Annotated in this window: 28 protein-coding genes; 20 read left to right on the forward strand and 8 right to left on the reverse strand. The window is 67.3% G+C overall.

The features are described 5' to 3' along the window. The first annotated feature begins 38 nt into the window (after positions 1-38). From QFZ23_RS03455 to QFZ23_RS03470, 4 genes are all read left to right on the forward strand, one after another. Positions 39-968, forward strand: coding sequence for a glycerophosphodiester phosphodiesterase (locus QFZ23_RS03455; protein ID WP_306920542.1), 930 nt, complete (start codon positions 39-41; stop codon positions 966-968). Between the two features lie 12 nt (positions 969-980). Beyond that, positions 981-1,745: an AzlC family ABC transporter permease gene (locus tag QFZ23_RS03460; RefSeq protein WP_306920543.1), complete on the forward strand. Its 765-nt coding sequence runs from the start codon at positions 981-983 to the stop codon at positions 1,743-1,745. Beyond that, on the forward strand, positions 1,742-2,053 hold the full coding sequence (locus QFZ23_RS03465) for an AzlD domain-containing protein (protein ID WP_306920544.1): 312 nt from the start codon (positions 1,742-1,744) through the stop codon (positions 2,051-2,053). The genes QFZ23_RS03460 and QFZ23_RS03465 overlap by 4 nt, the downstream gene beginning before the upstream one ends. A 105-nt stretch (positions 2,054-2,158) precedes the next feature. Then, positions 2,159-2,836, forward strand: coding sequence for an SIS domain-containing protein (locus tag QFZ23_RS03470; protein WP_306920545.1), 678 nt, complete (start codon positions 2,159-2,161; stop codon positions 2,834-2,836). A 64-nt stretch (positions 2,837-2,900) separates the two neighbouring features. Here the strand turns inward: QFZ23_RS03470 and QFZ23_RS03475 are convergent, their stop codons facing one another. Together QFZ23_RS03475 and QFZ23_RS03480 are read right to left on the reverse strand one after the other, a co-directional pair. Then, positions 2,901-3,098, reverse strand: coding sequence for a hypothetical protein (locus tag QFZ23_RS03475; protein ID WP_306920546.1), 198 nt, complete (start codon positions 3,096-3,098; stop codon positions 2,901-2,903). Between the two features lie 185 nt (positions 3,099-3,283). Continuing rightward, the gene (locus QFZ23_RS03480) at positions 3,284-3,904 is read right to left on the reverse strand and encodes a TetR/AcrR family transcriptional regulator (protein WP_306920547.1); all 621 of its coding nucleotides are present in this window, start codon (positions 3,902-3,904) and stop codon (positions 3,284-3,286) included. A 112-nt stretch (positions 3,905-4,016) separates the two neighbouring features. Here QFZ23_RS03480 and QFZ23_RS03485 point away from each other — a divergent pair, with 112 nt between their 5' ends. Then, positions 4,017-4,364, forward strand: coding sequence for a thiamine-binding protein (locus QFZ23_RS03485; protein WP_306920548.1), 348 nt, complete (start codon positions 4,017-4,019; stop codon positions 4,362-4,364). Positions 4,365-4,407: 43 nt separating this feature from the next. Further along, positions 4,408-5,085, forward strand: a complete 678-nt coding sequence (locus QFZ23_RS03490; protein ID WP_306920549.1) for an O-methyltransferase — start codon at positions 4,408-4,410, stop codon at positions 5,083-5,085. A 77-nt stretch (positions 5,086-5,162) separates the two neighbouring features. On the opposite strand, the gene QFZ23_RS03495 is transcribed toward QFZ23_RS03490, so the two are convergent. Next, positions 5,163-7,307 (reverse strand): VCBS repeat-containing protein, encoded by a 2,145-nt coding sequence (locus tag QFZ23_RS03495; protein WP_306920550.1) that lies wholly within the window; start codon positions 7,305-7,307, stop codon positions 5,163-5,165. Between the two features lie 315 nt (positions 7,308-7,622). Between QFZ23_RS03495 and QFZ23_RS03500 the strand changes: the two genes are divergently transcribed. The 5 genes from QFZ23_RS03500 (at position 7,623) to QFZ23_RS03520 (ending at position 10,676) form a co-directional block, all read left to right on the forward strand. Next, complete coding sequence (locus QFZ23_RS03500) at positions 7,623-7,907, forward strand: multicopper oxidase domain-containing protein (protein WP_306920551.1); 285 nt, start codon at positions 7,623-7,625, stop codon at positions 7,905-7,907. Between the two features lie 113 nt (positions 7,908-8,020). Next, entirely contained in the window at positions 8,021-8,470 is a 450-nt protein-coding gene (gene lepB, locus QFZ23_RS03505; protein WP_373427841.1) for a signal peptidase I, read from the forward strand. Positions 8,471-8,574: 104 nt separating this feature from the next. Then, positions 8,575-9,054, forward strand: coding sequence for a Dps family protein (locus QFZ23_RS03510; protein ID WP_306920553.1), 480 nt, complete (start codon positions 8,575-8,577; stop codon positions 9,052-9,054). Between the two features lie 72 nt (positions 9,055-9,126). Further along, on the forward strand, positions 9,127-10,392 hold the full coding sequence (locus QFZ23_RS03515; RefSeq protein ID WP_306920554.1) for an acyl-CoA dehydrogenase family protein: 1,266 nt from the start codon (positions 9,127-9,129) through the stop codon (positions 10,390-10,392). Next, complete coding sequence (locus QFZ23_RS03520; protein WP_306920555.1) at positions 10,386-10,676, forward strand: PIG-L family deacetylase; 291 nt, start codon at positions 10,386-10,388, stop codon at positions 10,674-10,676. The genes QFZ23_RS03515 and QFZ23_RS03520 overlap by 7 nt, the downstream gene beginning before the upstream one ends. Here QFZ23_RS03520 and QFZ23_RS03525 read toward each other — a convergent pair. Next, positions 10,673-11,833 carry a YihY/virulence factor BrkB family protein gene (locus tag QFZ23_RS03525; protein ID WP_306920556.1) on the reverse strand — a complete coding sequence of 387 codons (1,161 nt, stop codon included), beginning with the start codon at positions 11,831-11,833 and terminating at the stop codon, positions 10,673-10,675. The two genes, QFZ23_RS03520 and QFZ23_RS03525, sit on opposite strands and share 4 nt — an antisense overlap. A gap of 132 nt (positions 11,834-11,965) precedes the next feature. Next, positions 11,966-12,238, reverse strand: a complete 273-nt coding sequence (locus QFZ23_RS03530) for a hypothetical protein (protein WP_306920557.1) — start codon at positions 12,236-12,238, stop codon at positions 11,966-11,968. A gap of 203 nt (positions 12,239-12,441) precedes the next feature. Here QFZ23_RS03530 and QFZ23_RS03535 point away from each other — a divergent pair, with 203 nt between their 5' ends. Continuing rightward, positions 12,442-12,978, forward strand: a complete 537-nt coding sequence (locus tag QFZ23_RS03535; RefSeq protein WP_306920558.1) for a hypothetical protein — start codon at positions 12,442-12,444, stop codon at positions 12,976-12,978. Between the two features lie 44 nt (positions 12,979-13,022). Here QFZ23_RS03535 and QFZ23_RS03540 read toward each other — a convergent pair whose 3' ends face one another. Then, the gene (locus tag QFZ23_RS03540; RefSeq protein WP_306920559.1) at positions 13,023-14,087 is read right to left on the reverse strand and encodes an NAD-dependent epimerase/dehydratase family protein; all 1,065 of its coding nucleotides are present in this window, start codon (positions 14,085-14,087) and stop codon (positions 13,023-13,025) included. Positions 14,088-14,269: 182 nt separating this feature from the next. Here QFZ23_RS03540 and QFZ23_RS03545 point away from each other — a divergent pair, with 182 nt between their 5' ends. Beyond that, entirely contained in the window at positions 14,270-15,181 is a 912-nt protein-coding gene (locus QFZ23_RS03545) for a sigma-70 family RNA polymerase sigma factor (RefSeq protein ID WP_306920560.1), read from the forward strand. On the opposite strand, the gene QFZ23_RS03550 is transcribed toward QFZ23_RS03545, so the two are convergent. Then, on the reverse strand, positions 15,076-16,020 hold the full coding sequence (locus tag QFZ23_RS03550; protein ID WP_306920561.1) for a glycosyltransferase family 9 protein: 945 nt from the start codon (positions 16,018-16,020) through the stop codon (positions 15,076-15,078). The genes QFZ23_RS03545 and QFZ23_RS03550 overlap by 106 nt on opposite strands. 114 nt (positions 16,021-16,134) lie before the next feature. On the opposite strand from QFZ23_RS03550, the gene QFZ23_RS03555 reads away from it, so the two are divergent. From QFZ23_RS03555 to QFZ23_RS03585, 7 genes are read left to right on the forward strand one after another with little or no spacing between them, the layout of a single operon-like run. Further along, on the forward strand, positions 16,135-16,686 hold the full coding sequence (locus QFZ23_RS03555; RefSeq protein ID WP_306920562.1) for a D-glycero-alpha-D-manno-heptose-1,7-bisphosphate 7-phosphatase: 552 nt from the start codon (positions 16,135-16,137) through the stop codon (positions 16,684-16,686). After that, positions 16,683-17,759 carry a glycosyltransferase family 9 protein gene (locus QFZ23_RS03560; protein WP_306920563.1) on the forward strand — a complete coding sequence of 359 codons (1,077 nt, stop codon included), beginning with the start codon at positions 16,683-16,685 and terminating at the stop codon, positions 17,757-17,759. Before QFZ23_RS03555 ends, QFZ23_RS03560 begins: the two co-directional genes overlap by 4 nt. Then, positions 17,756-18,835, forward strand: coding sequence for a glycosyltransferase (locus tag QFZ23_RS03565; protein ID WP_306920564.1), 1,080 nt, complete (start codon positions 17,756-17,758; stop codon positions 18,833-18,835). Before QFZ23_RS03560 ends, QFZ23_RS03565 begins: the two co-directional genes overlap by 4 nt. Next, positions 18,832-20,085 (forward strand): glycosyltransferase, encoded by a 1,254-nt coding sequence (locus QFZ23_RS03570; RefSeq protein WP_306920565.1) that lies wholly within the window; start codon positions 18,832-18,834, stop codon positions 20,083-20,085. Before QFZ23_RS03565 ends, QFZ23_RS03570 begins: the two co-directional genes overlap by 4 nt. After that, positions 20,082-20,810 carry a D-sedoheptulose-7-phosphate isomerase gene (locus QFZ23_RS03575; RefSeq protein WP_306920566.1) on the forward strand — a complete coding sequence of 243 codons (729 nt, stop codon included), beginning with the start codon at positions 20,082-20,084 and terminating at the stop codon, positions 20,808-20,810. The genes QFZ23_RS03570 and QFZ23_RS03575 overlap by 4 nt, the downstream gene beginning before the upstream one ends. Then, the gene (gene rfaE2 / locus QFZ23_RS03580) at positions 20,807-22,168 is read left to right on the forward strand and encodes a D-glycero-beta-D-manno-heptose 1-phosphate adenylyltransferase (RefSeq protein WP_306920567.1); all 1,362 of its coding nucleotides are present in this window, start codon (positions 20,807-20,809) and stop codon (positions 22,166-22,168) included. The genes QFZ23_RS03575 and rfaE2 overlap by 4 nt, the downstream gene beginning before the upstream one ends. 43 nt (positions 22,169-22,211) lie before the next feature. Then, the gene (locus QFZ23_RS03585) at positions 22,212-22,913 is read left to right on the forward strand and encodes an SDR family oxidoreductase (protein ID WP_306920568.1); all 702 of its coding nucleotides are present in this window, start codon (positions 22,212-22,214) and stop codon (positions 22,911-22,913) included. On the opposite strand, the gene QFZ23_RS03590 is transcribed toward QFZ23_RS03585, so the two are convergent. Further along, positions 22,879-24,090 carry a glycosyltransferase family 9 protein gene (locus QFZ23_RS03590; protein WP_306920569.1) on the reverse strand — a complete coding sequence of 404 codons (1,212 nt, stop codon included), beginning with the start codon at positions 24,088-24,090 and terminating at the stop codon, positions 22,879-22,881. The genes QFZ23_RS03585 and QFZ23_RS03590 overlap by 35 nt on opposite strands. Positions 24,091-24,187 lie beyond the last annotated feature (97 nt).

Below are 24,187 nucleotides of genomic sequence, written 5' to 3' on the forward strand. Positions count from 1 at the left end.
GCCCCGCTTTGGCGGACGCGGTCGGCTAACGTGTGACCATGACAGCCGACGAGTCAGCACTAACCCGTCCCCTGGTCTACGCCCACCGGGGTGCCAGCGCGGATTTCGCCGAGCACACCCGTGCCGCCTATCTCCGGGCGCTCGCCGACGGCGCGGACGGTGTGGAATGCGATGTGCACCTCACCCGTGACCAGCACGTTGTCCTGCTGCACGACTCCAACCTGGACCGGACCTCGGACGGCACAGGCCCCGTGGCCGAACGGACCGTCGACCAGCTGCGGCTGCTGGATTTTTGCTCCTGGAAGGGCGTCCGGATCCCAGAGGCCTACGGGCCCAGATCCGAACAGTTCCTGGCCCTGCCGGACCTGCTGGACCTGCTGCGGGCCGCCGGGAGGGACATCGGGCTGGCCATCGAGCTGAAGCATCCCAGCCCCTACCAGCTGAAGCTGGAGGACAGGGTGCTGGAGGTGCTGCGGGCCGAAGGCTGGAACGCCGGGACGTCCAGGTTGGGCAACATCCGGGTGACCTTCATGAGCTTCAGCCCCGACTCGGTCAGGCACCTGCGCAAGGCCATCCCCGGCGAGTTCATCTGCCAGCTCGTGGATGACGTGAACGTCACCGGAATCCGTGAGGAACTGGGGCTGGGGCCTTTCACGGGCAGTGCCGTGGCCAACGTGATGAAGGCCGCGCAGCTGGAGGGTGAACGGATTATCAACGACGGCGAAGCGGGTATTGCCGGACCGGGCATCGACTACGTCCGCCAGCACGCCGGCACAGTGCGGCGCTGGTTGGATTCCGGCCGCCGATTCCGGGTCTGGACCGTGGACGAGGAAGACGACGTGGCGTTGTGCCGGGGCCTGGGCATCCATGAGATCACCACCAACCGGCCGGCTCAGGTCCTGGCCCAGCTCCGGCACCCAGCCCTGGCGGCAAGCTCGGCCACCACTCAATCACAGCCGCCGCTGTGATTGAGTGGTGGCATGCCCATCACCTGGCCCCCGAAACTCCTGCGTTCCCCTGCGGTCCGCGTTGGCCTGTCCATCAGCGTCGCCACCGGCCTGTACGGGGTGTCCTTCGGTGCGCTCTCCGTGACCTCGGGCCTGGACTTCTGGCAGACCATGGCATTGAGCTTCCTGCTCTTCAGCGGCGGCTCCCAGTTTGCGTTCATCGGGGTAGTGGCCGGCGGCGGCTCGGGTTTCGCCGCCATGGGGGCCGCCACGCTGCTGGGAATGCGCAACGGGATATACGGAATGCAGCTCAACGTGCTGCTCCGGCCGCGGGGGTGGCGCCGGTACGCCGCCGCCCAGCTGACCATTGACGAGTCCACGGCCACAAGTACCGGGCAGTCCGATCCTGACGAGCAGCACAGGGGCTTTTGGGCCGCGGGCATCGGCATCTTGGTCCTCTGGAATGTCTTCACCGCGGTGGGTGCACTGGCTGGAGGTGCGCTGGGAGACCCGAAACAGTGGGGGCTCGACGGCGCGGCCGTCGCGGCGTTCCTCGGTCTGTTGTGGCCGCGGCTCAAGGGCCGGGAACCGGTGGCGATCGCCGTCGTCTGTGCCCTGGCAACTGTGCTGGCTGTGCCGTTCGTCCCGGCGGGCGTCCCCATCCTGATTGCCGCAGTGGTGGCCGCCGTCATCGGCTGGCTCAGCCATGGCCGCCAGGACGAAGGGCTTGAACCGGACATCGACCCCTATGCGGAGCGGCACCCCGGCCAGCACGCGGGCACCGGAGGTGCCACATGAGTCTGTGGGTGTGGTTGCTGCTCGCCTGCCTCTTCGCCTACGCATGGAAGCTGGTGGGCTACCTGCTCCCGGCCAGCCTGCTGCAGAACCCCAGAATGTCCCGGATGGCAGGAACCATGACCATCGGGTTGCTGGCGTCCCTGACGATCGTCAACACCCTGGCCAGCGGGCAGGCCCTGGTACCCGATGCCCGGCTGGGCGCCCTGGCGGCCGCAGCTGTGGCACTGTTCCTTCGGGCGCCCTTCCTGGTGGTTGTGCTGGCAGGGGCGGGAGCTGCGGCCTTGCTCCGGCTGGGTGGGTGGAACTGAGCAGCCGGGACGTCAGCCAGGCCGGTGTGACATTTGAGTGACGTGGATCACGGCCGTTGTATGCTCTAAGTAGCTAAGAAGCCAGCAGTCATAACCATTCAAGCGGTGAATGCAAAAATGAAGGCCGTCAGCAGACTCTCGCGTACCCGTGCCACCGACGCGCCGTTCGAAATGAAAGCCCCGGTGGACATCGTCCTCGAGCACCTGCGCCAGGTGGGCCCCGCGTTGGCCTCCCTGCGGAACGAATCCTCGCGCCTGGCTGGCTGGGGCGAGGAACTGGCCCGCCGCCTGATTTCCGGAAACCGCCTGCTCACGGCGGGAAGTGCCGGTTCTGCGGCGGAAGTGCAGCAGTTCACCGCAGAGCTGCTGGGACGCCACGCCGGTGAGCGCCAGCCGTTTTCCGTCATTGCCCTGCGGCCGGGTGTGTCAGCAGGTGCTGCGCCCGTCAGCGCCATCGAAATCGCGCAGGGGCACGCGGACGAGGTCGCCAGCCAGGTGCGGGCGCACATTCGTTCTGACGACGTCCTCCTGGTGGTCTCCGCCAGCGGGCACCGGCATGCCCTGCTGGAGGCGACGGCGGCGGCGCGGGCAGCCGGAGCCACAGTCTGGGCGGTGACGGGGGCGGCGCCCAACCCGCTGGCCCAGGCTGCGGATGAATCGATTTGCATCAACGCTCCCAAGCCCCAGGTGCGGGAAGCGCAACTGATCGCGCTGCAGGCGATGAGCGAATGCCTGGCCGCCGCCCTGCATTCGTTGTCCGCCGGGCCTGAGCCGCTCAGGTGAGTCCGAGGCCCAGGCGGACCGGAAGCGCGGCCAGGCTCCGTGGGCCAGGCTCCTTGGCCGGGACTTAAGCGGCGCCGTAAGCGTCCGGGGAAGCCGGCTCGGAGCGCCTGGCGAGTTCTTCAGTGGCGAGGTCATACCAGTCCTGGGCGCCGAACACCGGCGTCGGGGTATCGAGGTTCCGGTAGAGTGCGTCCACGATGATGGCAAGCTCATCCGTGGAGGCTGCCACCAGGGTCGTTTCAGGGTCCGATGCATGTTTCATGAACTGAGCAAGCTGTGAGCGGTTCATGGTGCCACGGCCGGTTTCAGATAAATGCATGGAAAGAATGACATGCTGTGCTCCGTATTTGGAATGCCCGAGGCTGGCTGCCTAACCCACCGGTGTGCCTAGCTTACTGTGCAAGCGCTGTGTGCGGAATATGCCGGTCCTTGTTTCCGGGCCGCCTTCTACTCGAACTGCGAGGACGGGAGCGGCACCTGGGGAGGCAGCGACCTGGTGGGCCGTTCGGCGCGGATGGCGTCTTCGACAAGGGCGGCCGGGCGGCGCCACGCGTCTGAACCCGGCTCCATCGTGTCGACTACTCCGATCAGCATCGCCAGGAGCCGCACCATGTCCGTCAGTGAAATATCTACGCGCAGGGCGCCCTGGTCCTGGCCGCGGCCGAGGAGTACGCCAACGGACTCGATCAGGCTTCCGGTGATGCCGGTGAGCAAGTCCCGCCGGCCGGCCACGGCCCCGAGCAGGTTGGCGTTGTCACTGGCCGCGGTCATCACGGCGTCGATGACCCGGAACAGGCCCTCGGCCGCATCCGTACCGGCAAGGGCAACATCGATGACCGGGTCCACGTTGAGCCGGAGTTGGCGGTTGAGTGCGGCCAGGACGAGTTGTTCCTTGTCGGAGAAGTTCCGGAACAATGTTGCCGGACCCACGCCCGCTGTGGAGGCGATGGTCTGCAGCGGAACATCCGGGCCATACTGACGGAAACACTCGCGGGCGGCATTGATGATCTTGTCCACATTGCGTGCAGCGTCAGCACGAAGTGGCTTGCGCTCTACTGCGAGGTTCATGAAATCAAGGTTAGCAACGCTGTGTCAGCCTGACTCCGTTACCGGTTGGTAGCGCCGAATATGACACAGCACACGCTCCGGGCGGCAGATGCCGCCATGACAGACTGGACGCATGTTGCTTGCATTTTCAGTCGCCCCTTCCGGAATTCCCGCTGATCCTGCCTACGCCGCGGCGGGTGCCGGGGATGCCTCCGTGCACGACGCCGTGGCTGCCGCCGTCAAGGTTGTCCGGGAATCCGGACTGCCGAATACGACGGACTCCATGTTCACCACCATCGAGGGTGAATGGGACGAGGTGTTCGACGTGGTCAGGCGGGCCACCGAGGCGGTGGGGAAATTCGGCAGCAGGGTTTCCCTGGTCATCAAGGCCGACATCCGGCCGGGCTATTCCGGCGAACTCACCGCGAAGGTCGAGCGACTGGAGGATGCGCTGGGCGGTGCCCTGACGGAGGCCGACTGACGGGAGCCTAGCCGGGCGCGGCGCTTGCTGGAAGACTGTGCCCATGTTTGAGCACAAGCCGCGGCCCGAGTGGGCTGCCGTAGAAGAGTACCTGTCAGACGTCGTCGTCCACCCCGACGATGCCGTCCAGCGCGCCGTCAGGTCCGCCGAAGAGGCCGGGATGCCGCCGATCGAGGTGACACCGAACGCCGGAAAGCTGTTAAAGCTGCTGGTGACGGCGTCCGGTGCCCGGAGGGTGCTGGAGATCGGCACCCTTGCTGGCTTCAGCACCATCTGGATGGCCCAGGGCATGCCCGACGACGGCCGGCTGGTGACGTGCGAATACCTCCCTAAGCATGCCGAGGTGGCCCGGGCCAACGTGGACGCGGCCGGAGTGGGCCACAAGGTGGAGATCCGGATAGGCGCGGCGCTGGACACTCTCGCAGCCCTCGAAGACGAAGGAGCCGAGCCGTTCGACTTCGTCTTCATTGATGCGGACAAGGAAAACAACCCGCAGTACCTGGAGTGGGCGGTGCGGCTGGGCAGAGCCGGAACCAGCATCGTGATGGACAACGTCGTGTGGGAGGGGGTGGCGCTGGACCCGTCCCTGGATGAAGTCAACGCCCCCGGAATTATCGGTGCGCTGAAGATGATGGGGGAGGACAGCCGGCTGGACGCCACTGTCATCCAGACCGTGGGGTCAAAGGGCTGGGACGGCTTCGCGCTGGCCGTGGTGCGTTAGGCGACACATAAAATAGGCACCGCCCTCGCACTGGATGTACGAGGGCGGTACCTATTTTAGTGGCGGTACTTCAGCAGTTAGCTGAGTGCGCTCATGATGTTCCAGCCACCACCGACCCTGACCCGGTTCGGGAACCCGCCGGCACCGTTACCCATGTAGGACCAGAGAACTCCGCTGGTGTCCCGGGCTACGAGGTCGTCGCGTCCGTCTCCGTTGAGGTCTGCGGCGCCGCTGATGGCGTTCATGGCGTTCCAGCCTGCACCGGCGCTGACCCGGGTCGGGAATGCACCCGCGGCGTTGCCCAGGTAGGACCAGAGAATCCCCCGGGAGTCCCGGGCAACCAGGTCAGCCTTGCCGTCACGGTTGAGGTCGCCAGCAGCGCTGATGGCCATGCCGTTCCAACCTGCGCCGGCCCTGATACGGGACGGGAAAGTGCCCGCATTGTTGCCGGCGTAGCTCCAGAGGACGCCGCCGGCGTCGACTGCCAGCAGGTCATTCCGCCCGTCGCCGTTGAGGTCAGCGGCGGCGCTGATGTTCTTCATGGCATTCCAACCAGCGCCGACACGAACCCTCGTCGGGAAAGTGCCAGAGCCGCTTCCGCGGTAGGTCCAGAGGACTCCGCTGGAGTCGCGGGCCACCAGGTCAGCACGCCCGTCGCCGGTGAGGTCTCCGGTGGCGCTGATCGAGTTCATGGAGTTCCAGCCGGCACCGACCCTGGTACGGGTCGGGAAGGTACCCGAGCCGTTGCCCAGGTAGGTCCAGAGGACGCCGCTGGAGTCCCGTGTAACGAGGTCGGCCCGTCCGTCGCCATTGAAGTCCTGCGGGACGCTTGTGACACCGGTGCCCGTACCGATACGCACGTTACGGCTGGCAATAGCGACGTTGCCCGCCGCATCCGTGGCGCGGACGCCAAAGGTGTAGAACCCGTTGACCTGCGCGTCCCAGGTTTTCGGCGAGGCGCAGGTGGTGTCCCAGGCCTGGTTGGTGGGCTGCAGCCGGCACTCGAACCTGGCCTGGGGGTCACTGCTGCTGAAGCTAAGCGACGGCGTGTTGTCCAGGCTGGGCGTGGACGGGAAAGGTGCCGTTACCGCAACGGCCGGAGCCGTGGTGTCCACGGTGAAGTTGAGGGTCCCGGAATTCAGTCCACCAGCGACCGCCTTTACGGAGTGGAGGCCCTGGGCCAGCGGTGCCAGCTTCAGGGAATAGGTGGAACCGGTGAGGGTGGTGGCCCTCGGGGCGCCATTGTCCACGACCAGCTGAACGGGGCCCGCGGTTCCTGCGGGCAGCGTGCCCGTGATGGTGGGCGCGGTCACGTTAGTGATGTTATCGGAGTTGGAGCGGCCGCTGTCGCTGGCTGCAGCCAGATCGGGGGTATTGGGACCTCCGACGGAGTCGGTTGCGATCAGGCCCTGGACGGTAAAGGAGCTCACGGTGACGGTATTGACGCCCGGCCCGCCGGCGTCAGGCCCGGCGACCGTCACGAAGTTGTTTCCCGAGGGGGCGCCAGTGACAGCCCGTGCCGTGTTGATGTCGCCGAGCGTACCGGCTGGGGCGCCCACTTGACGGAGGAACGTTGCCGTGGTCCCCCTGCCAAAGTCGCCCAGGAAGGCGCGACCGACGCCGGCCCAGTCGCAAGCCACGGTGTCGGTAGGCGCGCAGGCGCCGGCGTCGGTCGTCTCGTTGATGATCCCGTCGGCGTCAGCCGTGAACGTCGCAACGCCGTAGGGGTGGGTGACGGTGTACTGCGCGTTGGGCCGCAGGCCAACAAAACGGAACCGCAGGCGGGCGAAGCCCATCTGCTCGCCAGGCACGACCGGACCGTTGACATGTGCCGCTTCCAAGGCCGCCTCATAGCTGCCGATCGTTCCGACATCCGCGGACGCGGCAAACCAGAATGCCTCCTCGGGAAAGTTGCCCGGGTAGGACGCTGGCTGGTCCGGGTTTGGAGGTTCAGAGAGGCAGCCCTTCCCTGCCTGGTAGCAGAGCTGCAGCCGGACCGTACCATCCGAATACCAGGTGGGGAACCCGGTGGAGTCAACCGGGCCCACGCCGGCAGTTTCAGCGTTGGCAGGAATAGCGCCGAGGGGCGACAGGGCGGCGGCGAGGAGGGCGCCGGCAACAGCCGGGGCAATGCGGCCGGCGGTTGTGGAGGACTTGCGGTGCGCTGGACCGGAGCGCTTGGCTCCGTCAGGCATCTTTGGCCGTACAGATAGCGAAAACATTGAGACTCCTTGTGGACACTCGATTCGTGGCCCCCAGTACCTTCAAGGCCAAGCCGGGAAATGCGTTCCCAACTGCCCCAACACTGAACGCCTTACCTTGGATAAAGGTCGGATTTAACCGGTGGGGAGCGGTCTCTGCGAGGTCCCAAGCCGTGGCACGTCCCCGGCTGCCGCCCGGAACGGTGCGGACTCCGAGTCGGGAGACCGATTTAAACCATCGTTTTGGGGGGCCCAATTGGGGGTGGTCTCCGGCAACCCCCGCGATCCCCAGCCCCGGTCCGGCTTTTTCCAAGTACGCCGCGAGATCCTCGAAGCATGAGCACGGCAAACACCAGCGACCCGACCTGGAAGCAGGCCACGAAGTTCCGGGTCAAGCGGAACGACGTCACCAACATGTGGACCACCGACGACGACAGATGGCAGGACGTCATCGCCAGCGGCTGCAAGAAGGCCGCCGCAGAGGTTGGCCTGAACGCCGTCGAGGTCTGGGAAATCGAGAACAGGTCCGGCTGGTTCCACCCCGTGCACATCCACCTCGTGGAAGATGACAAAGATCCCAACGACCCCATGACGGCGGCGCTGCCCCAATGGGACGGCTAGCGGCGCACAGGGCCGATCCAAAACCCAGGGCGGCCCCTGACAGCCGAGTGGCCCCCGAGAACCCTGCCGGATCCGCCCGGCAGGGTTTTCGGGGGAGAACAATCACGACGGCGGTGCTGCTGGCCGCCGGTCTGCTCGCCTCCCGCCTGTGGCTGGTGGACCCGGTGACGGTCAGCTCGGAAAGCATGGAACCGACCCTGCCCAAGGGCAGCACGGTGCTGATGTTCAAGCCCGGGCCGGCGTTGGGTTCCCTCAGGACCCGAGACCTGGTGGTGTTCACGAGCCCGGAGGACGGGAACCCTGCTGTGAAGCGGGCCATTGCCTTCGGGGGCCAAACCGTTGCCATCGAGGATTCGATGCTGGTGGTGGACGGGATCCCGCAGGCCGAGCCGGGGATCGACCACAGCCGCATTGACGGCACCTACTTTGGTCCCGTCACGGTGCCTGCCGGGCACGTCTTCGTCCTGGGCGACAACCGGGCAGGTTCCATCGACTCACGCACCTATGGGAGCGTGCCGTTGGAATCGCTGCAGGCAACGGTGCTGTGGCCCTTCGGCCGCTGAGGCAGATGCCCTGCCAAAAAGAATAAGTATGCTGGGAATCAACCTGGCCGGCTGCCCGGCCGGCCAGGCATGGAAACCCATCGGTGACGGCAGCGGAGGAAGACATGAAAGCATCCGAGACTCTGGCCAGCAATCTGCAGAAGGTCCTCACCGACCTGGTCGAGCTGCACGTTCAGGGCAAGCAGGCGCACTGGAACCTGGTGGGCACCAACTTTCGCGACCTGCATCTGCAGCTGGACGAGATCGTGGACAGTGCCCGGCTGCTCGCCGACCAGACCGCTGAGCGCATGCGTTCGCTCCACGCACTTCCGGACGGCCGGAGCGCCACCGTCTCGTCCGGCACCAGACTGGAACAGTATCCTGCCGGCCTGACCGTCACCAAGGACACCGCCAAGCTCATTACCGCGAGGCTCGAACAAACGGTCAAGACCATCCGCGAGGTCCACGACGACGTGGATGAAGAAGATCCCACGAGCGCGGACCTCCTGCACGAGGCCATCACCCGGCTTGAGCAGCTGGCTTGGATGGTCAACGCGGAAGTGATGCCGGCCTCGGCCTCGGTGACCACAGCCGAAAAGGAATAGCAGCGCCATGACCTGGCCATACCGCTTGTCAGCGGACGACTTGTCAGCAGACGACCTTTCAGCGGACGCTGCATGAACACTCCGCACCGCCAGTGGCAGCCCGTCCGCCTCAGCCCGGCCCCGGCCTGGAAGGCCGACGTCGAACCCGTGCCGGAAACCGGGCCTGTGCTGGATGCCGGACCTTCGCTGGACGTCGAGCGGCTACAGGACAGGGTCGCTTCGGCCGTGGGGGACGTGCCTGCCCTGCTGGCCATCGCCCAGCAGGCCGGCCGTTCCGCGCCGAAGCCCGGTGACGGGCGGACTCCCCAACTCTGGGGACTGCTGGCATCGGTGGCAGCGGTGGACGTCGCCGCCGCGCGGGTTCTTGAACCACACCTGGATGCCGGCGCCATCCTGTCCCAGGCGGGAACGCCAGAATCTTTCACTGGATCGTGGGGCGTATACGCGGCCGAGGCCCCCGGCACGCGCCTGACGGCCGGACAGGTGTCCGCCTCCGCTGACGGGCGGTCCACAGCGGAGGCAGAATCCGGCGGGGCAGAACCCGCTGGGAAAGCCGTTGGCGTGCAGCTGAACGGCTCCAAACCCTGGTGCTCGCTGGCCCAGTTCGTGGACCACGCCGTGGTGACCGCGCACACCGAGGCCGGCGGCCGGGCCGCCTTTGCGGTCGATCTCAGGGCTGCCGGCGTCACGTGTGACGTGCCGGAATGGACCAGCCGCGGACTGCGTGAAATCCCCAGCGGAACGGTCCACTTCGACCGGGTACCGGCCGTGCCGCTTGGGGGTGACGGCTGGTACTTGCAGCGTCCAGGCTTTGCGTGGGGCGGCATGGGCGTTGCCGCGTGCTGGCTGGGCGGCGCCGTGGCGCTCGGACGGCACTTCGAAGCCGCGCTCCTACGGGGCGCCCGCTCCCAACGCGAGCCCGACCAGGTGGCGCTGGCCGCCCTCGGCGAAGTGGACCGGATCCTGACCTCCACCATCCAGTACCTTGCCCGGGCAGCTCAGGCCGTGGACGCTGCCCAGGCTGGCGCCGCCCGGGCGGGCCAGGAATCCGGCCAGGAAGCGGACGACGGCGAGCCCAACACCGAGGGCGGGGCTGAACTCAATGGCAGTGCCATAGGTGGGTGGAGCGAAGCGCTCCGGGTCCGGGGAACTGTTGCTGCCGCCGTCGAACGCGTCCAGCTCCTGGTGAGCCAGAACCTGGGGCCCGGCCCCCTGGCATTCGACGAACGGTACGGCAAGTGCATGGCGGACCTGTCCCTCTACGTGCGGCAGCACCACGCCACGCGTGACGACGCCCAGCTGGGCGCGCTCACCCTCAAGGGGGAGCACGCGTGGTGACGTTCTCGCACGCGGATGCCGGCGCGGATGAGGCTGCCTGGGCAGCCGGTGGCCTGGGCGCGGTCGGCGAACTGCGGGTGGAGTCGGCCGGGCTGGCCCGGATGGAGTTCGTCGTTCTGGTTGCCCATCCGGACGACGAATCCCTCGGTGCCGGAGGGCTGCTTGCCCGCCTCACGTCCGCCGGTGCGCACGTCGAGGTCGGGGACCGCGCCCTGGTGGAACAGCTGCGGCGGAAAGGCTTCGCCGTCACAGCCACAGACAGTACACGTCCCAGTCGCTACTAGCTATCGCCCTTGTCCCTGCGGGTGGAGGCATCACTGCTGCCCTTACGGCCGTCGTCGTGGCTACCGTTAGGGTCGCTGCCGTCTCGGCCGTTGCCCTGTTCGCTGTATTTCTCGCGCAGCTCGCGTCCCAGCCGGATGTCTTCCTCTTCCTTCTCCTGGAGCTTGTCGCTCTTCTTGGTGTCGCGGGGCGGAAGCTGGAGGGTTTCCTCGGCCTCAATGCCCGCCTGCAGCTGCCGGCCACGCTCCATCTCGGCGTCGAACTCCGCGCCAAAAAGCAGGGACATGTTCAGGATCCAGAGCCACAGCAGCATGACGATCACGCCACCGATGGCACCGTACGTTTTGTTGTAGTTGCTGAAGTTCCCCACGTAGAACCCAAAACCCACAGAGGCCAGCACAAAAATGAGCAGGGCGATGAGGGAACCCAGGCTCATCCAGCGGAACTTTGGCTGGCGGATGTTAGGAGTGGCGTAATAGAGGATGGCAATGACGACGATCACCAGTGCCACAATGACCGGCCACTTCGCGATGTTCCACACGGTCAGGAAGACCCCGCCCAGACCCATGACATCGCCGACGGCCTCTGCCACCGGGCCGCTGATGACCAGCATGGCCGCCAGTAGGGCAACGATGATCAGGGAGATCACAGTGACCGCGAGCATGGTCCCGCGAAGCTTTACGAAGCCCCGGCCTTCATCAATCTCGTAAATCCGGTTCATTGCCCGGCCGAACGCGTTCACATACCCTGAAGCGGACCAGAGGGCTGTCAAGAGACCGATAACCAGGGTGAAGCCGGCTGCCGGTGATGTGGTCAGTTCCTGAATCGGGCCGCGGATCATCTCCACCGCCTGCCCGGGCGCGACGCCCTGGACGATTTCCAAGAGTGCCGCCGTCGTCTTTTCCGCTTGTCCAAAGATGCCGAGCAGCGAAACGAGGGCGAGCAGGGCGGGAAAGAGCGAGAAGATCGCGTAATAGGTAAGCCCCGCGGCGAGGTCGGGGCATTGGTCCGCCGTGAATTCACGCAGCGTTTTGCGGGCAATGTACTTCCACGATGGCTTGTCCACATCCGTGGGACTTGCCGGCTTTCGCGCGTCATCCGGGGTAGGGGCGCTGCCCGCCTTTGCGGTGCTGCTTTCCGGGGCTTCTTTCGTCGCCATGAGGGCATCCTTTCGTTGCGGGCGGGACGTGTTCCGGCGTCGCGGATCGTTCCCTGCCCGCTATCAGGGGTTCGGGCTCGCGGGTCGTGCTTCGAGTCGCATCAGGTTCTGGTCGCTACAGGGTTCGGGTCGCTACACTCCGGGCGCCCTGGGCGGATTGCGGCGGTCCAGCGTGAGAGGGTCGCTCCCCAGCGGATCGTCGGCCGGCTGCTTCCCACCCAGGGGATCGTCCGCCATCCGGGTGTCCGACTGCGGAGTCTCAACCAGCTGGCCGGAAGCCAGCGGGTTGGGATCCTGGCTGGCGCTGGCCTCATCGGGGCCGGTCCTGTCAGCACCAGTACTGTCGGCACCGGTCCTGTCCCCGACGGGCGGGGTCGCGCCCTTCGGCCGTTGGTTCTCCGTCATGTTTGATCCCTCTCCAGAGTGCCGGTTGCCGAGTGCAACCGACAATCACTCGCCATAAAATAGTAAGCATGGTTACTATTAGATAGTAAGTACCCTGATTGCCGCTAGTTCAATCGGCCGCCCCTCCGGCAGCGCTACGCCGGGTGCCAGCGGCCGGATTCTGCCGGAAATGACGTGCTGGAAAAGAGAGAGGTGGATCCACTGTGGACCCAACTGCCTGGATTTGGATCGTCGTCGTAATCGTCGTCATCGCGCTCATCGTGGTGCTTCTGATGTCCAGCCGCAAGCGCCGGGAGGCGTTCCGGCAGAAGCGGGATGAGCAGAACCGCCAGCACGCTGCTGAGGTCCGCAGGAAAGCTGAGAACGCCGACCTTGAGGCGCGCGAAAACGAAGCCCGGGCCATGCATGCCAAGGCCGACGCCGAGAAGGCGCAGGTCGAGGCGGCGCGGCTTCGCCAGGAGGCCGAGCAGCGGCAGTCGGCCGCGCAGGACTTCCGGACGGATGCGGAGAAGCACCAGCACAAAGCCAATGCTCTAGACCCGGATGTGGACGAGGACGGCAACCGGCGCGACAATGACACCAGGGCTGACGACGCGCGTATGGGGGAACGGGACATGGCTGCGCGCGACATGGGTTCGCGGGCCGACGACGCGCGGGCAGATGATGCGCGCAACGTTGATGCCCGCCCGGATGCCGACACCACCACGGACGCTACCCGGCGGAGCACCCCGCGCGAGTAACCGTCGTCGGCCGTATGCGCCCTCCGTAAAGAGCGGCCGGGGACTCAGTTCCGGCGCATGAACGTCGAGAGGGTGCGCCGCGGTTTGAGCGGCGGGGACGCCGGCGCGCCGGCGCCCTTTCCCATGCCCTCTATCACTTCACGGATGGCCTCCAGCGACGGCGTTTGCGGCTCCCAGCCGAGCTCGTTCCGGATCCGGCTGGTGTCCATGATCGGCGCGCCTGCCGCCATCTCCACCCATCCCGAGTCTGTCTGCTGCAGCCGCAGCCGCCAGGTGGCACCGACGAAGGCGTGGAGAGCGCGTACCGGGACGGGGAGGATCCTCTTGGCGGAAAAGAGCCGGGCCAGGTTTTGCGGCGTGACCACCGGCTCGGCCGCCACATTGAAGGGGCCGCCAGCCCTGCGCTCAAGCACACGCCAGTACGCCTCCGCGACGTCGTCGGCATGCACCGCCTGAAAGATCAGTTCCTCGGGAATCGGCAATATTGGCAACGCCGGCCGGCGTGGGACGAACCTCGGGTGGACCCACCCCAGGAAGTACCTGCCGATTTCGCTTCCGGCCTGACCTTGGAAGATGAGCCCGGGGCGCAGCCTGGCCACGGTAACCGACGGATTATCCGCCGCGAACCTGTCCAGCAGCTTTTCCTGCTCGGCCTTGTCCCGGCTGTAATGTGAGCCCTCCATGCCTCCTGCAGGCCAGGATTCATCCACGCGACGGTCCTTGGGTGCCTTGCTGTACGCGCCAACCGAGGAGGCGCACACCACGTGATTCACTCCTGCTTCCCGGGCAGCCGCCAGCATGTTGGCAGTGCCGGTGACATTGGTGCGGTGCAGTTGCGGGAGGTCCCGGTTCGGCTGGATCTGCCAGGCAAGGTGCATCACGGCGTCGGCCCCGGCGAAGGCCTTGGCCAAGTCCTGCGCCGCACCCTCGGCACCAACGTCCAGGGAGTGCCACTCGACGCCGGCATAGGGCGGCTGTGAAGTGTCCGGCGTGCGGCGGCTGATGCCCACCAGTTCCAGTCCGCCGGGGTGTTCCTGCCGGGCCCTCTGAAGCCTGCGCAGGAGTGCTGTTCCCACATTGCCGCTGGCACCCGTGATCGCGATACGCATGAAATGCCCTTCGTCCGTTGCCGTGGAAGCCCAAAGTCAGGCAGTCTGGTGACGGTAGCTTGGCCTTGGTACTTCTTCGAGCCTAGCGCCTCGAGCCATTGTGTAATAAGCACGCTTATGATTTCCTTCTTCTAAGTCTTGCCGCAGGCTTTCTCGAGATCCCGATCGAAGGAACCCCGACAATGCCAGAAACTCCGCCCTCCTTGTCCATGGCCGGCCCGCCACAGGCAGCCTCCCAGCCTTCGACCCAAACGGGCCGGCTGCACGATGCCTTCCAGAACCAGCTGGTGCTCAATTACCTGGACCTGGCCGAGTCGCTTGCCTCGCGGTATGCCGCCCGCGGACGGGAGCGCTCAGACCTGGTCCAGGTGGCCTACCTGGGGCTCATCAAGGCTGCGCGCGGCTTCGACGCGGAGAAGGGTGAGAGTTTCCCTGCCTACGCCGCGCCCACCATCAGCGGCGAACTAAAGCGCTTTCTGCGGGACCGGTGCTGGACAGTGCGGCCGCCGCGGCGTGTTCAGGACGTTCGGACGCAGCTCCTCCATACTGCCCCGGACCTGGCCCAGTCGCTGGGGCGGACTCCGTCGGCGCAGGAACTGGCGAGCGAACTGGGCGTCACCCCGGCGGACGTCCGGGAAGCCCAGGCCGCGGGCAGCAGCATGCATCCCGACTCGCTGGACAGCCCGGACCCGTGGGGCGGGCCGACGATGGGCGAGGGACTGGTTTCACCGGACCAGCCGATCGAACACCTCGAGGAACTCGTATGCCTCAATGAGGCCATCCAGGAACTGGACCCCGACGACCGCGAGATGCTTTACCGGCGGTACTTCCGGGAGGAGACCCAGGTGGAACTGGGCAAACGGTTCGGCATTTCCCAGATGCAGGTATCCCGGCGCCTGTCCCGAATTCTGGTGTGGCTTCAGCACCGGCTGCTTGACGAGGAGGGCCGGACCGCAGACAGGGCCAATGGAGACAGGGACTGCGCGGATCAGGCGAGCCGGAGCTGCCCCACAGCCGCCAAAACATCCTCCACCGAAACCGCCAGCAGGGCCGGGTCCGGCGTGGCCGCGAAGGTGTCACCGCGACGCGCCTGAGCGTCTGTCAGCACAATATGCGGCCCCGGTGGCGGGCCCCAGACCTCGGCCGGGGCGGGACCGAAAAGCACCACTGAGGGCCGCGAATACGCAGAGGCCAGGTGCGCCGCGCCGGTGTCTGCGGAGACCACCAGCCGGGCCTCCGCGATGGCGGCCATGAATTCGGCCAGCCGCAGTTTTCCCGCCAGGACCTGTGCTTCCGGTAGCCCCGCGAGCCGTGCAACGTCCAGGGCCCGGGACCGTTCCCCGGAACTGCCGGTGAACACGACCTGGTGGCCATCCTCCGAGAGGGTGCGCGCTACTTCGGCAAAGCGGTCCTCCGGCCAGAGCCGGCTGCCATAGGCGGCCCCTACGTGCAGCACCGTGGCCCCGGGGCAGGGACTGGGAAGGGCAGGCGGGAGAAGGCGGAAATCGTCCGGTTCGGCGTCAATGCCATGCCACTGCAGCAGCCTGGTCCACCGCTCACGCTCATGGATGTCCTGCATCCACTCCGGGCCGGGCCGTGCAGACGTGCGGTGGCCAACGATCGTCCTGGGCCGCACGGCGGCGAGCCGTGCCTCGCTTTCAGGTCCGCTGCCGTGCAGGTTCACGGCGATGTCCACCTGGCCTGCCTCGATGGGAATCGGAACATCCAGGCCATGGGTCGGAAGCAGTTCGTAGCCACCCACGAGCTCCAGGGCGTCCTCCAGCCAGCCCTGCGCCGCGTACAGCAGGCGGTGTTCCGGATAGGCACGGCGCAGGGCGCGCAGCGCGGGAACGGCAACCAGCAGGTCGCCAAGCTTCAGGGCCCGCAGGACCAGCAGGACCGGTTGTTCGTGCTTGCCGTTGGGTGCTTCCACAGAGGCCTTCCTCGTCTTCAGGCGACCAGGCTCGGCCGCCTGTCGAGGATTCTAGCCGAGAAGAAGTACGCAGCCTTTTGTTTAGGTCTCAGGTGGGCGGGGAACGAAGGGGATATGGCAACTGATGCTTCTACGCTCAAGGCCGTGCTGTTCGACAGGGACGGGACGCTGGTGTTTGACGTGCCTTACAACGGCAATGCGGAGCTGGTCAGGCCACTGCCCGGGGCGCGCAAGGTCCTCGACGAGGTGCGCAGCCTGGGCCTGGCCACCGGTGTGCTGAGTAACCAGTCGGGCATTGCCCGTGGCCTCCTGACCCAGGAGGAGGTGGACAGCGTGAACGCCCGGGTGGAGGACCTTCTGGGACCCTTTGACGTCTGGGAAGTCTGTCCGCACGAGGCCGGGGACGGCTGCCGGTGCCGCAAGCCCGCCCCGGGAATGATCCAGAGCGCGTGCCGGCGTCTTGGCATCGACCCGTCGGAGGCGGCGTTCATCGGGGACATCGGCAGCGACGTCGAGGCGGCCGCGGCCGCCGGTGCACGAGGTGTCCTTGTCCCCACTCCCCAAACCCGTCCAGAGGAAGTCACCGCAGCCCCTGAGGTTGCCGCGGACCTCGAACAGGCCGTTTCCCTGTTGCTGCAGGGAATGCTGCTTCGAGGACCGGCATGAGCAGGGTTCTGGTGGCCCGGCTGGACAGCGTCGGTGACGTCCTCCTGGCAGGCCCGGCCGTCAGGGCCGTGGCGAACGGACGGCGGGCCGACGGCGGCAGCCCCAACGACGTCGTCGTGCTGTGCGGACCGCAGGGCCAGGCGGCCGCCTCACTGTTGCCCAACGTTGCGGACGTTTTTGCCTGGGATACCCCATGGATCAGCAACCCCGCCCCTCAAGTGACGGGCCCGCACCTGGACTCGCTGGTGGGCTTTGTCCGTAATTCGCGGATCACTGAGGCCGTTATCCTCACCTCGTTCCACCAGTCGCCGCTTCCCTTGGCGCTCCTCCTGCGGTTGGCCGGAGTGGAGCGCATCACCGGAGCTTCAACCGACTACGCGGGCTCCCTCCTGGATGTCCGGCTGAAACCCGGCGAGGACTTTCCCGAGGACCAGCCGGAGGCCGTGCGGGCGCTGGGCATCGCCCGCGCGGCGGGGTTCCGGCTCAAGACCGGAGACGACGGAAAGCTCATGGTCAAGGATCCTCCGGCGGTCCGGCACCTGGTGGGGGACGGGCCCTACGTGGTGGTCCATCCCGGAGCCACGGTGCCGGCCCGGGCCTGGCCACCGCTTCACCATGCGGCGGCCGTGGAACTGCTGGAGGGCGCCGGCCACAGGGTGGTCGTAACCGGGGGGCCGGGTGAAACAGCCCTTACCGCAACGGTGGCCGGCCCTTCAGCCATCGACCTCGGCGGGCGGACTGACCTTTCCACCCTGTCCGGTGTCCTTGCCAACGCTGACGTTGTGGTCACCGGAAACACCGGACCCGCGCATCTGGCCGCCGCCGTCGGAACCCCGGTGGTGAGCCTGTTTTCGCCCGTTGTGCCGGCTGTCCGCTGGGCGCCGTACGGCGTTCCGCTGGAACTGCTTGGAGACCAGAATGCGCCATGCAGGCTAAGCCGCGCACGCATCTGTCCGGTACCGGGACATCCCTGCCTTAGCTCGGTCTCGCCCGAACAGGTGGTGGAAGCGGTCGAGCGCCTGCTGAGCGGGGTCTCCTCGCTCAGCACACGGAGAAAGGTCCGGAAACAATGAGAATTTTGCTTTGGCACGTGCACGGGTCGTGGACGGACGCGTTTGTCCGCGGCCGGCACGAGTACCTGCTGCCACTCCTGCCGGGGGGCGGTCCGTGGGGGCTGGGGCGGGCGGGCCGGAACTGGCCAGCCTCCGTGCGGGAGGTTGCGCTCGCGGAGCTGGACGCCAGCAGCATTGACGCCGTGGTGCTCCAGCGTCCGGAGGAAGCCGGGGAGGTCATGCGCGTCCTGGGCCGCCGGCCCGGCGTCGATCTTCCCGCCGTGTACGTGGAACACAACACACCCAAGGGCGATGTTCCTTTCACCGTCCATCCGCTCGGGGAGCAGCGCGACATCCCGATCGTCCACGTGACCCATTTCAACGAGCTGTTCTGGGACAGCGGCAGCGCACCGACGAAGGTCATCGAGCACGGCATCGCGGACCCCGGCTACCTGTATACGGGGGAGGTACCGGAACTGGGCGTCGTGGTCAATGAACCGGTGCGCCGCGGACGCGTGACGGGGACGGACCTGTTGCCCCGCTTCGCCACCGCAGGTCCGCTCCAGGTCTTCGGCATGGGCGGCGAAGGGCTGGCGGAAGCCACAGGCATTCCCTCGCCGCGCCTCACCATCCGGGGTGATCTGAAAACCGTGGATCTCCACCGTGAACTGGCGCGGTGCCGGGCGTACCTGCACCCGCTCCGTTGGACCTCCCTGGGACTGGCGTTGCTGGAAGCGATGCACCTCGGCATGCCGGTCCTGGCTCTCGCCACCACCGAGGCGGCGCGGGCCGTCCCACCTGAGGCAGGCTGCATCTCCACAGACGTGGAGGAGCTGCGCCGGTGTGCCCGGCTGCTGGTCAACGACCCCGAGGAGGCCCGGCGGCGGGGCAAGGCGGCGCGGGAGGCCGCCCTCGAGCGCTACGGACTTGAGCGTTTCCTGGCGGACTGGGATGAGGTGCTGGCGGATCTGGCCCCGACAGATCCGGGGGACGGCCCGCAGCGGGCGTTTGAGGAGGCGGCTGCATCCGAGGGTGCAGCTTCAGAGGGGTCCGGACCGGATGCCCTGTCCGCGGCGCGAGAAAGGAATACCCATTGAAGATCTCAATGATTTCAGAACACGCCAGTCCTTTGGCAGCGCTCGGCGGAGTGGACGCAGGCGGCCAGAACGTGCACGTGGCCGCGCTTTCATCGGCGCTGGCCCGGCGGGGCCACCGCGTGACCGTGTACACCAGGCGCGACGCGCCGGATCTGCCAGCGAGGGTGCGGGTACATCCACGGCTTGAGGTAGTTCACGTGGACGCCGGCCCGGCCGAACATGTGCCCAAGGACGAGCTCCTCCCTTACATGGGCGCCCTGGCGGATGGCGTGGTCCAGGACTGGGGTGACTCGCCGCCGCATGTGGTGCACGGCCATTTCTGGATGTCGGGCGTCGCCGCGCTGGACGCCGCACGCCGGGAGCCCGGGGGTTTCCGGGTTCCCGTGGTGCAGACCTTCCACGCGCTGGGCACCGTCAAGCGCCGCCACCAGGGTGCCGCCGACACCAGCCCGTCCGAGAGGCGCTTCCTCGAACCGTCCGTGGGCCGGTCGGCTGACCGCATTGTGGCCACGTGCTCGGACGAGGTCTTCGAGCTGAGGGCCATGGGGATTGATACCCGCCGGGTTTCCATCGCTCCCTGCGGAGTGGACCTGGAGCTCTTCTCCAGCGGCGGCCCGGCCGACGTTCCGGCCCGGACGCACCGCATCCTTTCCGTTGGCCGGCTGGTTCCGCGTAAGGGCGTGGACCTGGTGATCCGCGCGCTGCCTTATCTGCTGAAGGAGGGGTTCGACGACGTCGAGCTGCTCATCGTGGGCGGCGGCGCGGATGAGGGCGGGCAGGATCCGGAGGCGCGCCGGCTAATGGACTTGGCCCGGGACCTCGGCGTGGCGGCCCATGTGGAGCTCAGGGGCCAGGTTCCCAGGGAAGCCATGCCCGGAATCTTCCGAAGCGCGGACGCTGTGGTCTGCACTCCCTGGTACGAGCCCTTCGGCATCGTTCCCCTGGAGGCCATGGCGTGTGGCGTTCCGGTGGTCGCGGCGGCGGTGGGAGGCCTGACTGACAGCGTGGTGGACCAGGGAACCGGCCTGCACGTGCCGCCGAAAGACCCCGAAGCCATCGCAGAAGCCATTGGCACCCTGATGGCCAGCCCGGACCTTCGCGCAAAACTCGGACGAGCCGGCGAGCGGCGGGCGAAGGCCCGCTACTCCTGGAACAGGGTGGCAGCGGAAACCGAAAAGGCCTACCAACTGGCCATCGCAGGCTCAGCAGAAGCAGGCAGCCTGGAACCGATGGAAGGAGCGGCACTGTGACTGCGGAATCCCTGCGGGAGGCTGAGCTTCCTGCCATGCACCGCGTTGGCGCCACGCCCGGTTTCCCCTCTCCGGACGCGGTCTCCTCACAGGACGACGCCGAACAGGACGCCGGTGCCGGCTCGCGGAAGGCGGTGCGGACCCATCTTGAAAACGTCCTGCCCGCCCTGCGGTCCCTGGAAAGCCAGGCCGACAAGCTGGCGGGCTGGGGCGTGGAGCTGGCCCAGCGCTTGCTCAGCGGGCAGAAGCTGCTCGCTGCCGGGAACGGCGGATCCGCTGCCGAAGCGCAGCACCTGACAGCCGAACTCGTGGGTAGGTTCGACGGCGAGCGGATGCCGTTTTCCGCGATCTCCCTGCACGCGGAAAGTTCGGCCGTCACGGCCATCGCCAATGACTACGGCTACGCGGAGCTCTTCGCTCGGCAGGTCCGCGCCCACGGCAGGTCCGGGGATATCCTCGTGCTGCTATCCACGAGCGGCCAGAGCCCCAACCTGCTCCGTGCAGCCGAGGTGGCTGCCAGACTGAACGTGACCACGTGGGCCCTGACCGGGCCGGCACCCAACCCGCTGGCTTCCTCCTGCGACGACGCCGTGGCCATCGATGCCATCTCCGCCAACGCGCAGGAAGGGCACCTGATCGCACTGCACGCAATTTGCCGCGCCTTCGAGGCCGAGGTGGCCCGCAGGGGCCAGGGCGTTCCCGGGCCGGAGGCTGATCGCGGATGAGGATCACAGTAGTTGGCGACGTTTTGCTGGACGTGGACCTCTCCGGCGAAGCAACCCGGTTGTGCCCCGATGCGCCCGTGCCGGTGGTGGACGTCTCCGACGTCCGGCGCCGAGCCGGCGGTGCCGGGCTCGTGGCCCGGATGCTGGCCCAGGACGGTCACCGAGTGACCCTGGTGACAGTGCTTTCCGACGACGACGCCTCCCTGGCACTGGAAGGCGCGCTCGCCGGAGTGCGGGTTGTGTCCGGGCCCTCCGGCGCGAGGACGCCTGTGAAGACCCGGATCCGCGCGGGCCGCCAGCCGGTGGTGCGGGTGGATGAGGGATGCGAGCGGCCGGAAGTACCGGCGGCCACCGCGGGCATGCTCAGGGCGCTGGACCAGGCCGAGGTGATCGTCGTGGCCGATTACGGCAGGGGGGTTGCCGCGAACCCGGAGATCCGCGAGTTGCTCGAGGCCCGCGCCGGCGACATTCCGATTGTGTGGGACCCGCATCCCTCCGGTGCCGTCCCGGTGCGCGGCGTGGCCGTGGTGACCCCCAACCTGTCCGAGGCTGCCAAGGCCGCGGATTCCAGCACCGGAACGCCTGAGGCGATTGCCGCCGTCGGCACGGCGCTGCTGAACCGCTGGCAAAGCAAAGCGGTCCTCGTGACCATGGGGGAGCAGGGTGGCCTGCTGTCGCGGCCCGAGACCCCGCCCCTGACCATCACGGCCCCTCACACCGAGGTCGCGGATCCCTGCGGCGCGGGCGACCGGCTCGCGGCCAGCCTGGCCGTGCACCTGGCGGAGGGCCGCAGCCTGAAAGAGGCAGCGGAACTGGCCATCAATGAAGCGGCCAACTTTCTCGGGGCTGGCGGGGTGGCCTCGCTGCCGGACCGCCACCGGCCGGTCTGGCATCACTGCCGAGAGGAAGACGCCCTCGGCCTTGCCCGGCGGGTGCGGGCCAACGGGGGAACCGTCGTGGCCACCGGAGGCTGCTTCGACCTGCTGCATGCGGGCCATGCCCGCACGCTGGCGGCGGCCAGGGAACTGGGCGACTGCCTGATCGTGTGCCTGAATTCGGACGAGTCGGTCCGCCGGATTAAGGGCGAGCAAAGGCCCATCGTGAGCCAGCAGGACCGGGCGGAGCTCCTTCTGGCCCTCGAGTGCGTGGACGCCGTCCTGGTTTTCGGGGAGGACACGCCGGAGGCCTGCCTGGAATCGCTGCGGCCGGATGTCTGGGTGAAGGGCGGCGACTACCGTGCGTCGGAGCTGCCCGAGGCCGGGCTGGTCGAAAGCTGGGGAGGGCGCTGCGTGACGGTGCCGTTCCACCAGGCCCGGTCCACGTCCGTACTCGCAGATGCCCTGGCGAAGGTCAGCTGAACTGCAACGCAATCCTGAATTTGTCCCAAGCGAAAGGAACACCATGACTGAATCGACTTTCCGGCCTGGCCGGGTCCTGGTAACCGGCGGTGCCTCCGGACTGGGGGCCGCCGTCGTCGATGCCGTGCTGAAAGCCGGGGGAACCCCGGTGGTACTGGACCGGGACATCCGGAACGTCTCGGCTGCGAAGGCATTTGAAGTGGACGTCTCGGACCGCGTCGCCGTGACTGACGCTGTCCGCCAGGCGGCCGAGACGCTGGACGGGCTGGATGCGGTGGTCACCGCCGCCGGCATCGACCGCTGCGGCAAGCTGGAGGACGTGGCCGCGGACGAATGGGAACGCGTCATCGGCGTCAACCTTTTGGGCACGGTTTCCGTCGTCCGGGCGGCCCTTCCGTACCTTAAGGAGTCCCGCGGCCGGGTGGTCACCATTGCGTCCACGCTGGGCAAAAGGGCACTGCCGGAGGCCACGGCCTACTGCGCCTCAAAATTCGGGGTAGTGGGCTTCAGCCATTCGTTGGCTGCCGAGACGGGCGGCGAGATCGGCGTGACCACCATGATTCCCGGCGGCATGAAGACGCGTTTCTTCGACGACCGCGCCGAGCAGTACAAGCCGCAGGACGACTCACGCCTGAACGACCCCGGCAACGTGGCCCAGGCCATTTTGTTCGCGTTGTCGCAGCCCATCGGCTGCGAGGTCCGCGAAATGCTTATCTGCCATGAGGAAGAGGGCTCATGGCCGTGAGCTGGAGAACATCCTCGTAAACCTCTGAGGGTTCGACGGCCTTCACGGTGGACTCGTCATGCGGGCACCGGGGGGCCGTCCACCCGACCTGGGTGACGTCCACGCCGCACACTTCGCAGCGCGTGACCCAGCCGAGGTGAATTCTGTGCACGCTGCGTCCCAGCGGCGCGGCGTTGATGGCATTGCCCGTCCAGAAGATGCCCACGGTGGGTGTGCCCAAGGCCTGGGCGAGGTGGCGGGGTCCGCTATCGTTTGCCACGACGACGGCGCTGCCGGCCAGCAGCGCTGCGAGCTCGCCGAGGCTGAGTTTGCCTGCGAGTGACTCAACGGCCGGGCGGGCGGCAGCAGACTGTCCTGTGCCGGATTGTTCGACGGCGAGCTCCACCACAATCTCGGCCAGTTCCTTTTCGCTGCTGTCGCCCACCACATATACCCGGAAGCCGTCGTCGGCGGCCTTCCGGGCCACCGCGGCGAAGCGTTCCGTCGGCCAGCGCCGGCGCGGATCGGTTGCCCCCGGATGGATCACAAGGACCCGGCCGTGCCCGGGCCCGCCGTTGCCATGCCCTGGCCCGCCGTTTCCCAGCAGCTCCTGATCAAGCTGCCGGCCGAACTCCGGGAGCGCCTGTAGCCTGGCTTCCAGCTCCCGGGGAGGGGCGCCGGCGACTCCTGCCACCTCGAGGGCCCGGAGCGGCTCATGCTGGTAATACAGGTAGGGCACGGTCCGCTCCAGCCGAGCGGCGTCCGCAGTCCTGGTGCCCACGGTGTGGCGGGCGCCGAGGCGGAGCAGGAACGGATTGGAGTACCGGCCCCCGCCGTGCAGCTGGACGGCCAGGTCAAAGTTCCTGGCGCGCATCCCGGCAAAGAACCGCTCCAGTTCGTCGTCGTCTTCCGGTCCCGGGCGGACCCCTTCAGAAAACGGCAGAATTACCGTCTCATCCACCGGTCCCACGGTCTGGGACAGCAGCTCAGCGTGGACCGGCGTGCCCAGCAGTGTGACGCTGGCGTCGGGGTAGGCGGCCTTCAACGCTGCCACCGCCGGAAGGGCAAACATCAGGTCACCCAGCCCGCCGCCACGAAGAACGGCGATGCGGGAAACCCCGCTGAAGGCTTCCAGAACGGGACCAATTCCCTGCCCCGTAATGCGTGCTCCGCCGAAGTCGGCGTTGAAGAGTTCCATGGTGTCAGCCCTCTCGGCTCCGGATGGTTCAGGTCGGGATGGGTTCAGTGGAGCCACCATACGGTGCATCGGCCCTGCATTGCCAGCCCAATAGGAG

This window comes from Arthrobacter globiformis (assembly GCF_030818015.1).
Classification (GTDB): domain Bacteria; phylum Actinomycetota; class Actinomycetes; order Actinomycetales; family Micrococcaceae; genus Arthrobacter; species Arthrobacter globiformis_C.

What these genes read in the sequence shown, in the direction of transcription:
- rfaE2 (WP_306920567.1), top strand. Translation starts at nt 20,807, where the DNA reads ATGAGGATCACAGTAGTTGGCGACGTTTTGCTGGACGTGGACCTCTCC.
- QFZ23_RS03475 (WP_306920546.1), bottom strand. Translation starts at nt 3,098, where the DNA reads ATGAAACATGCATCGGACCCTGAAACGACCCTGGTGGCAGCCTCCACG.
- QFZ23_RS03515 (WP_306920554.1), top strand. Translation starts at nt 9,127, where the DNA reads ATGAACACTCCGCACCGCCAGTGGCAGCCCGTCCGCCTCAGCCCGGCC.
- QFZ23_RS03585 (WP_306920568.1), top strand. Translation starts at nt 22,212, where the DNA reads ATGACTGAATCGACTTTCCGGCCTGGCCGGGTCCTGGTAACCGGCGGT.
- QFZ23_RS03540 (WP_306920559.1), bottom strand. Translation starts at nt 14,087, where the DNA reads ATGCGTATCGCGATCACGGGTGCCAGCGGCAATGTGGGAACAGCACTC.
- QFZ23_RS03510 (WP_306920553.1), top strand. Translation starts at nt 8,575, where the DNA reads ATGAAAGCATCCGAGACTCTGGCCAGCAATCTGCAGAAGGTCCTCACC.
- QFZ23_RS03460 (WP_306920543.1), top strand. Translation starts at nt 981, where the DNA reads ATGCCCATCACCTGGCCCCCGAAACTCCTGCGTTCCCCTGCGGTCCGC.
- QFZ23_RS03530 (WP_306920557.1), bottom strand. Translation starts at nt 12,238, where the DNA reads ATGACGGAGAACCAACGGCCGAAGGGCGCGACCCCGCCCGTCGGGGAC.
- QFZ23_RS03465 (WP_306920544.1), top strand. Translation starts at nt 1,742, where the DNA reads ATGAGTCTGTGGGTGTGGTTGCTGCTCGCCTGCCTCTTCGCCTACGCA.
- QFZ23_RS03565 (WP_306920564.1), top strand. Translation starts at nt 17,756, where the DNA reads ATGAGAATTTTGCTTTGGCACGTGCACGGGTCGTGGACGGACGCGTTT.
- QFZ23_RS03500 (WP_306920551.1), top strand. Translation starts at nt 7,623, where the DNA reads ATGAGCACGGCAAACACCAGCGACCCGACCTGGAAGCAGGCCACGAAG.
- QFZ23_RS03590 (WP_306920569.1), bottom strand. Translation starts at nt 24,090, where the DNA reads ATGGAACTCTTCAACGCCGACTTCGGCGGAGCACGCATTACGGGGCAG.
- QFZ23_RS03490 (WP_306920549.1), top strand. Translation starts at nt 4,408, where the DNA reads ATGTTTGAGCACAAGCCGCGGCCCGAGTGGGCTGCCGTAGAAGAGTAC.
- QFZ23_RS03545 (WP_306920560.1), top strand. Translation starts at nt 14,270, where the DNA reads ATGCCAGAAACTCCGCCCTCCTTGTCCATGGCCGGCCCGCCACAGGCA.
- QFZ23_RS03480 (WP_306920547.1), bottom strand. Translation starts at nt 3,904, where the DNA reads ATGAACCTCGCAGTAGAGCGCAAGCCACTTCGTGCTGACGCTGCACGC.
- QFZ23_RS03455 (WP_306920542.1), top strand. Translation starts at nt 39, where the DNA reads ATGACAGCCGACGAGTCAGCACTAACCCGTCCCCTGGTCTACGCCCAC.
- QFZ23_RS03495 (WP_306920550.1), bottom strand. Translation starts at nt 7,307, where the DNA reads ATGTTTTCGCTATCTGTACGGCCAAAGATGCCTGACGGAGCCAAGCGC.
- QFZ23_RS03560 (WP_306920563.1), top strand. Translation starts at nt 16,683, where the DNA reads ATGAGCAGGGTTCTGGTGGCCCGGCTGGACAGCGTCGGTGACGTCCTC.
- QFZ23_RS03555 (WP_306920562.1), top strand. Translation starts at nt 16,135, where the DNA reads ATGGCAACTGATGCTTCTACGCTCAAGGCCGTGCTGTTCGACAGGGAC.
- QFZ23_RS03485 (WP_306920548.1), top strand. Translation starts at nt 4,017, where the DNA reads ATGTTGCTTGCATTTTCAGTCGCCCCTTCCGGAATTCCCGCTGATCCT.
- QFZ23_RS03525 (WP_306920556.1), bottom strand. Translation starts at nt 11,833, where the DNA reads ATGGCGACGAAAGAAGCCCCGGAAAGCAGCACCGCAAAGGCGGGCAGC.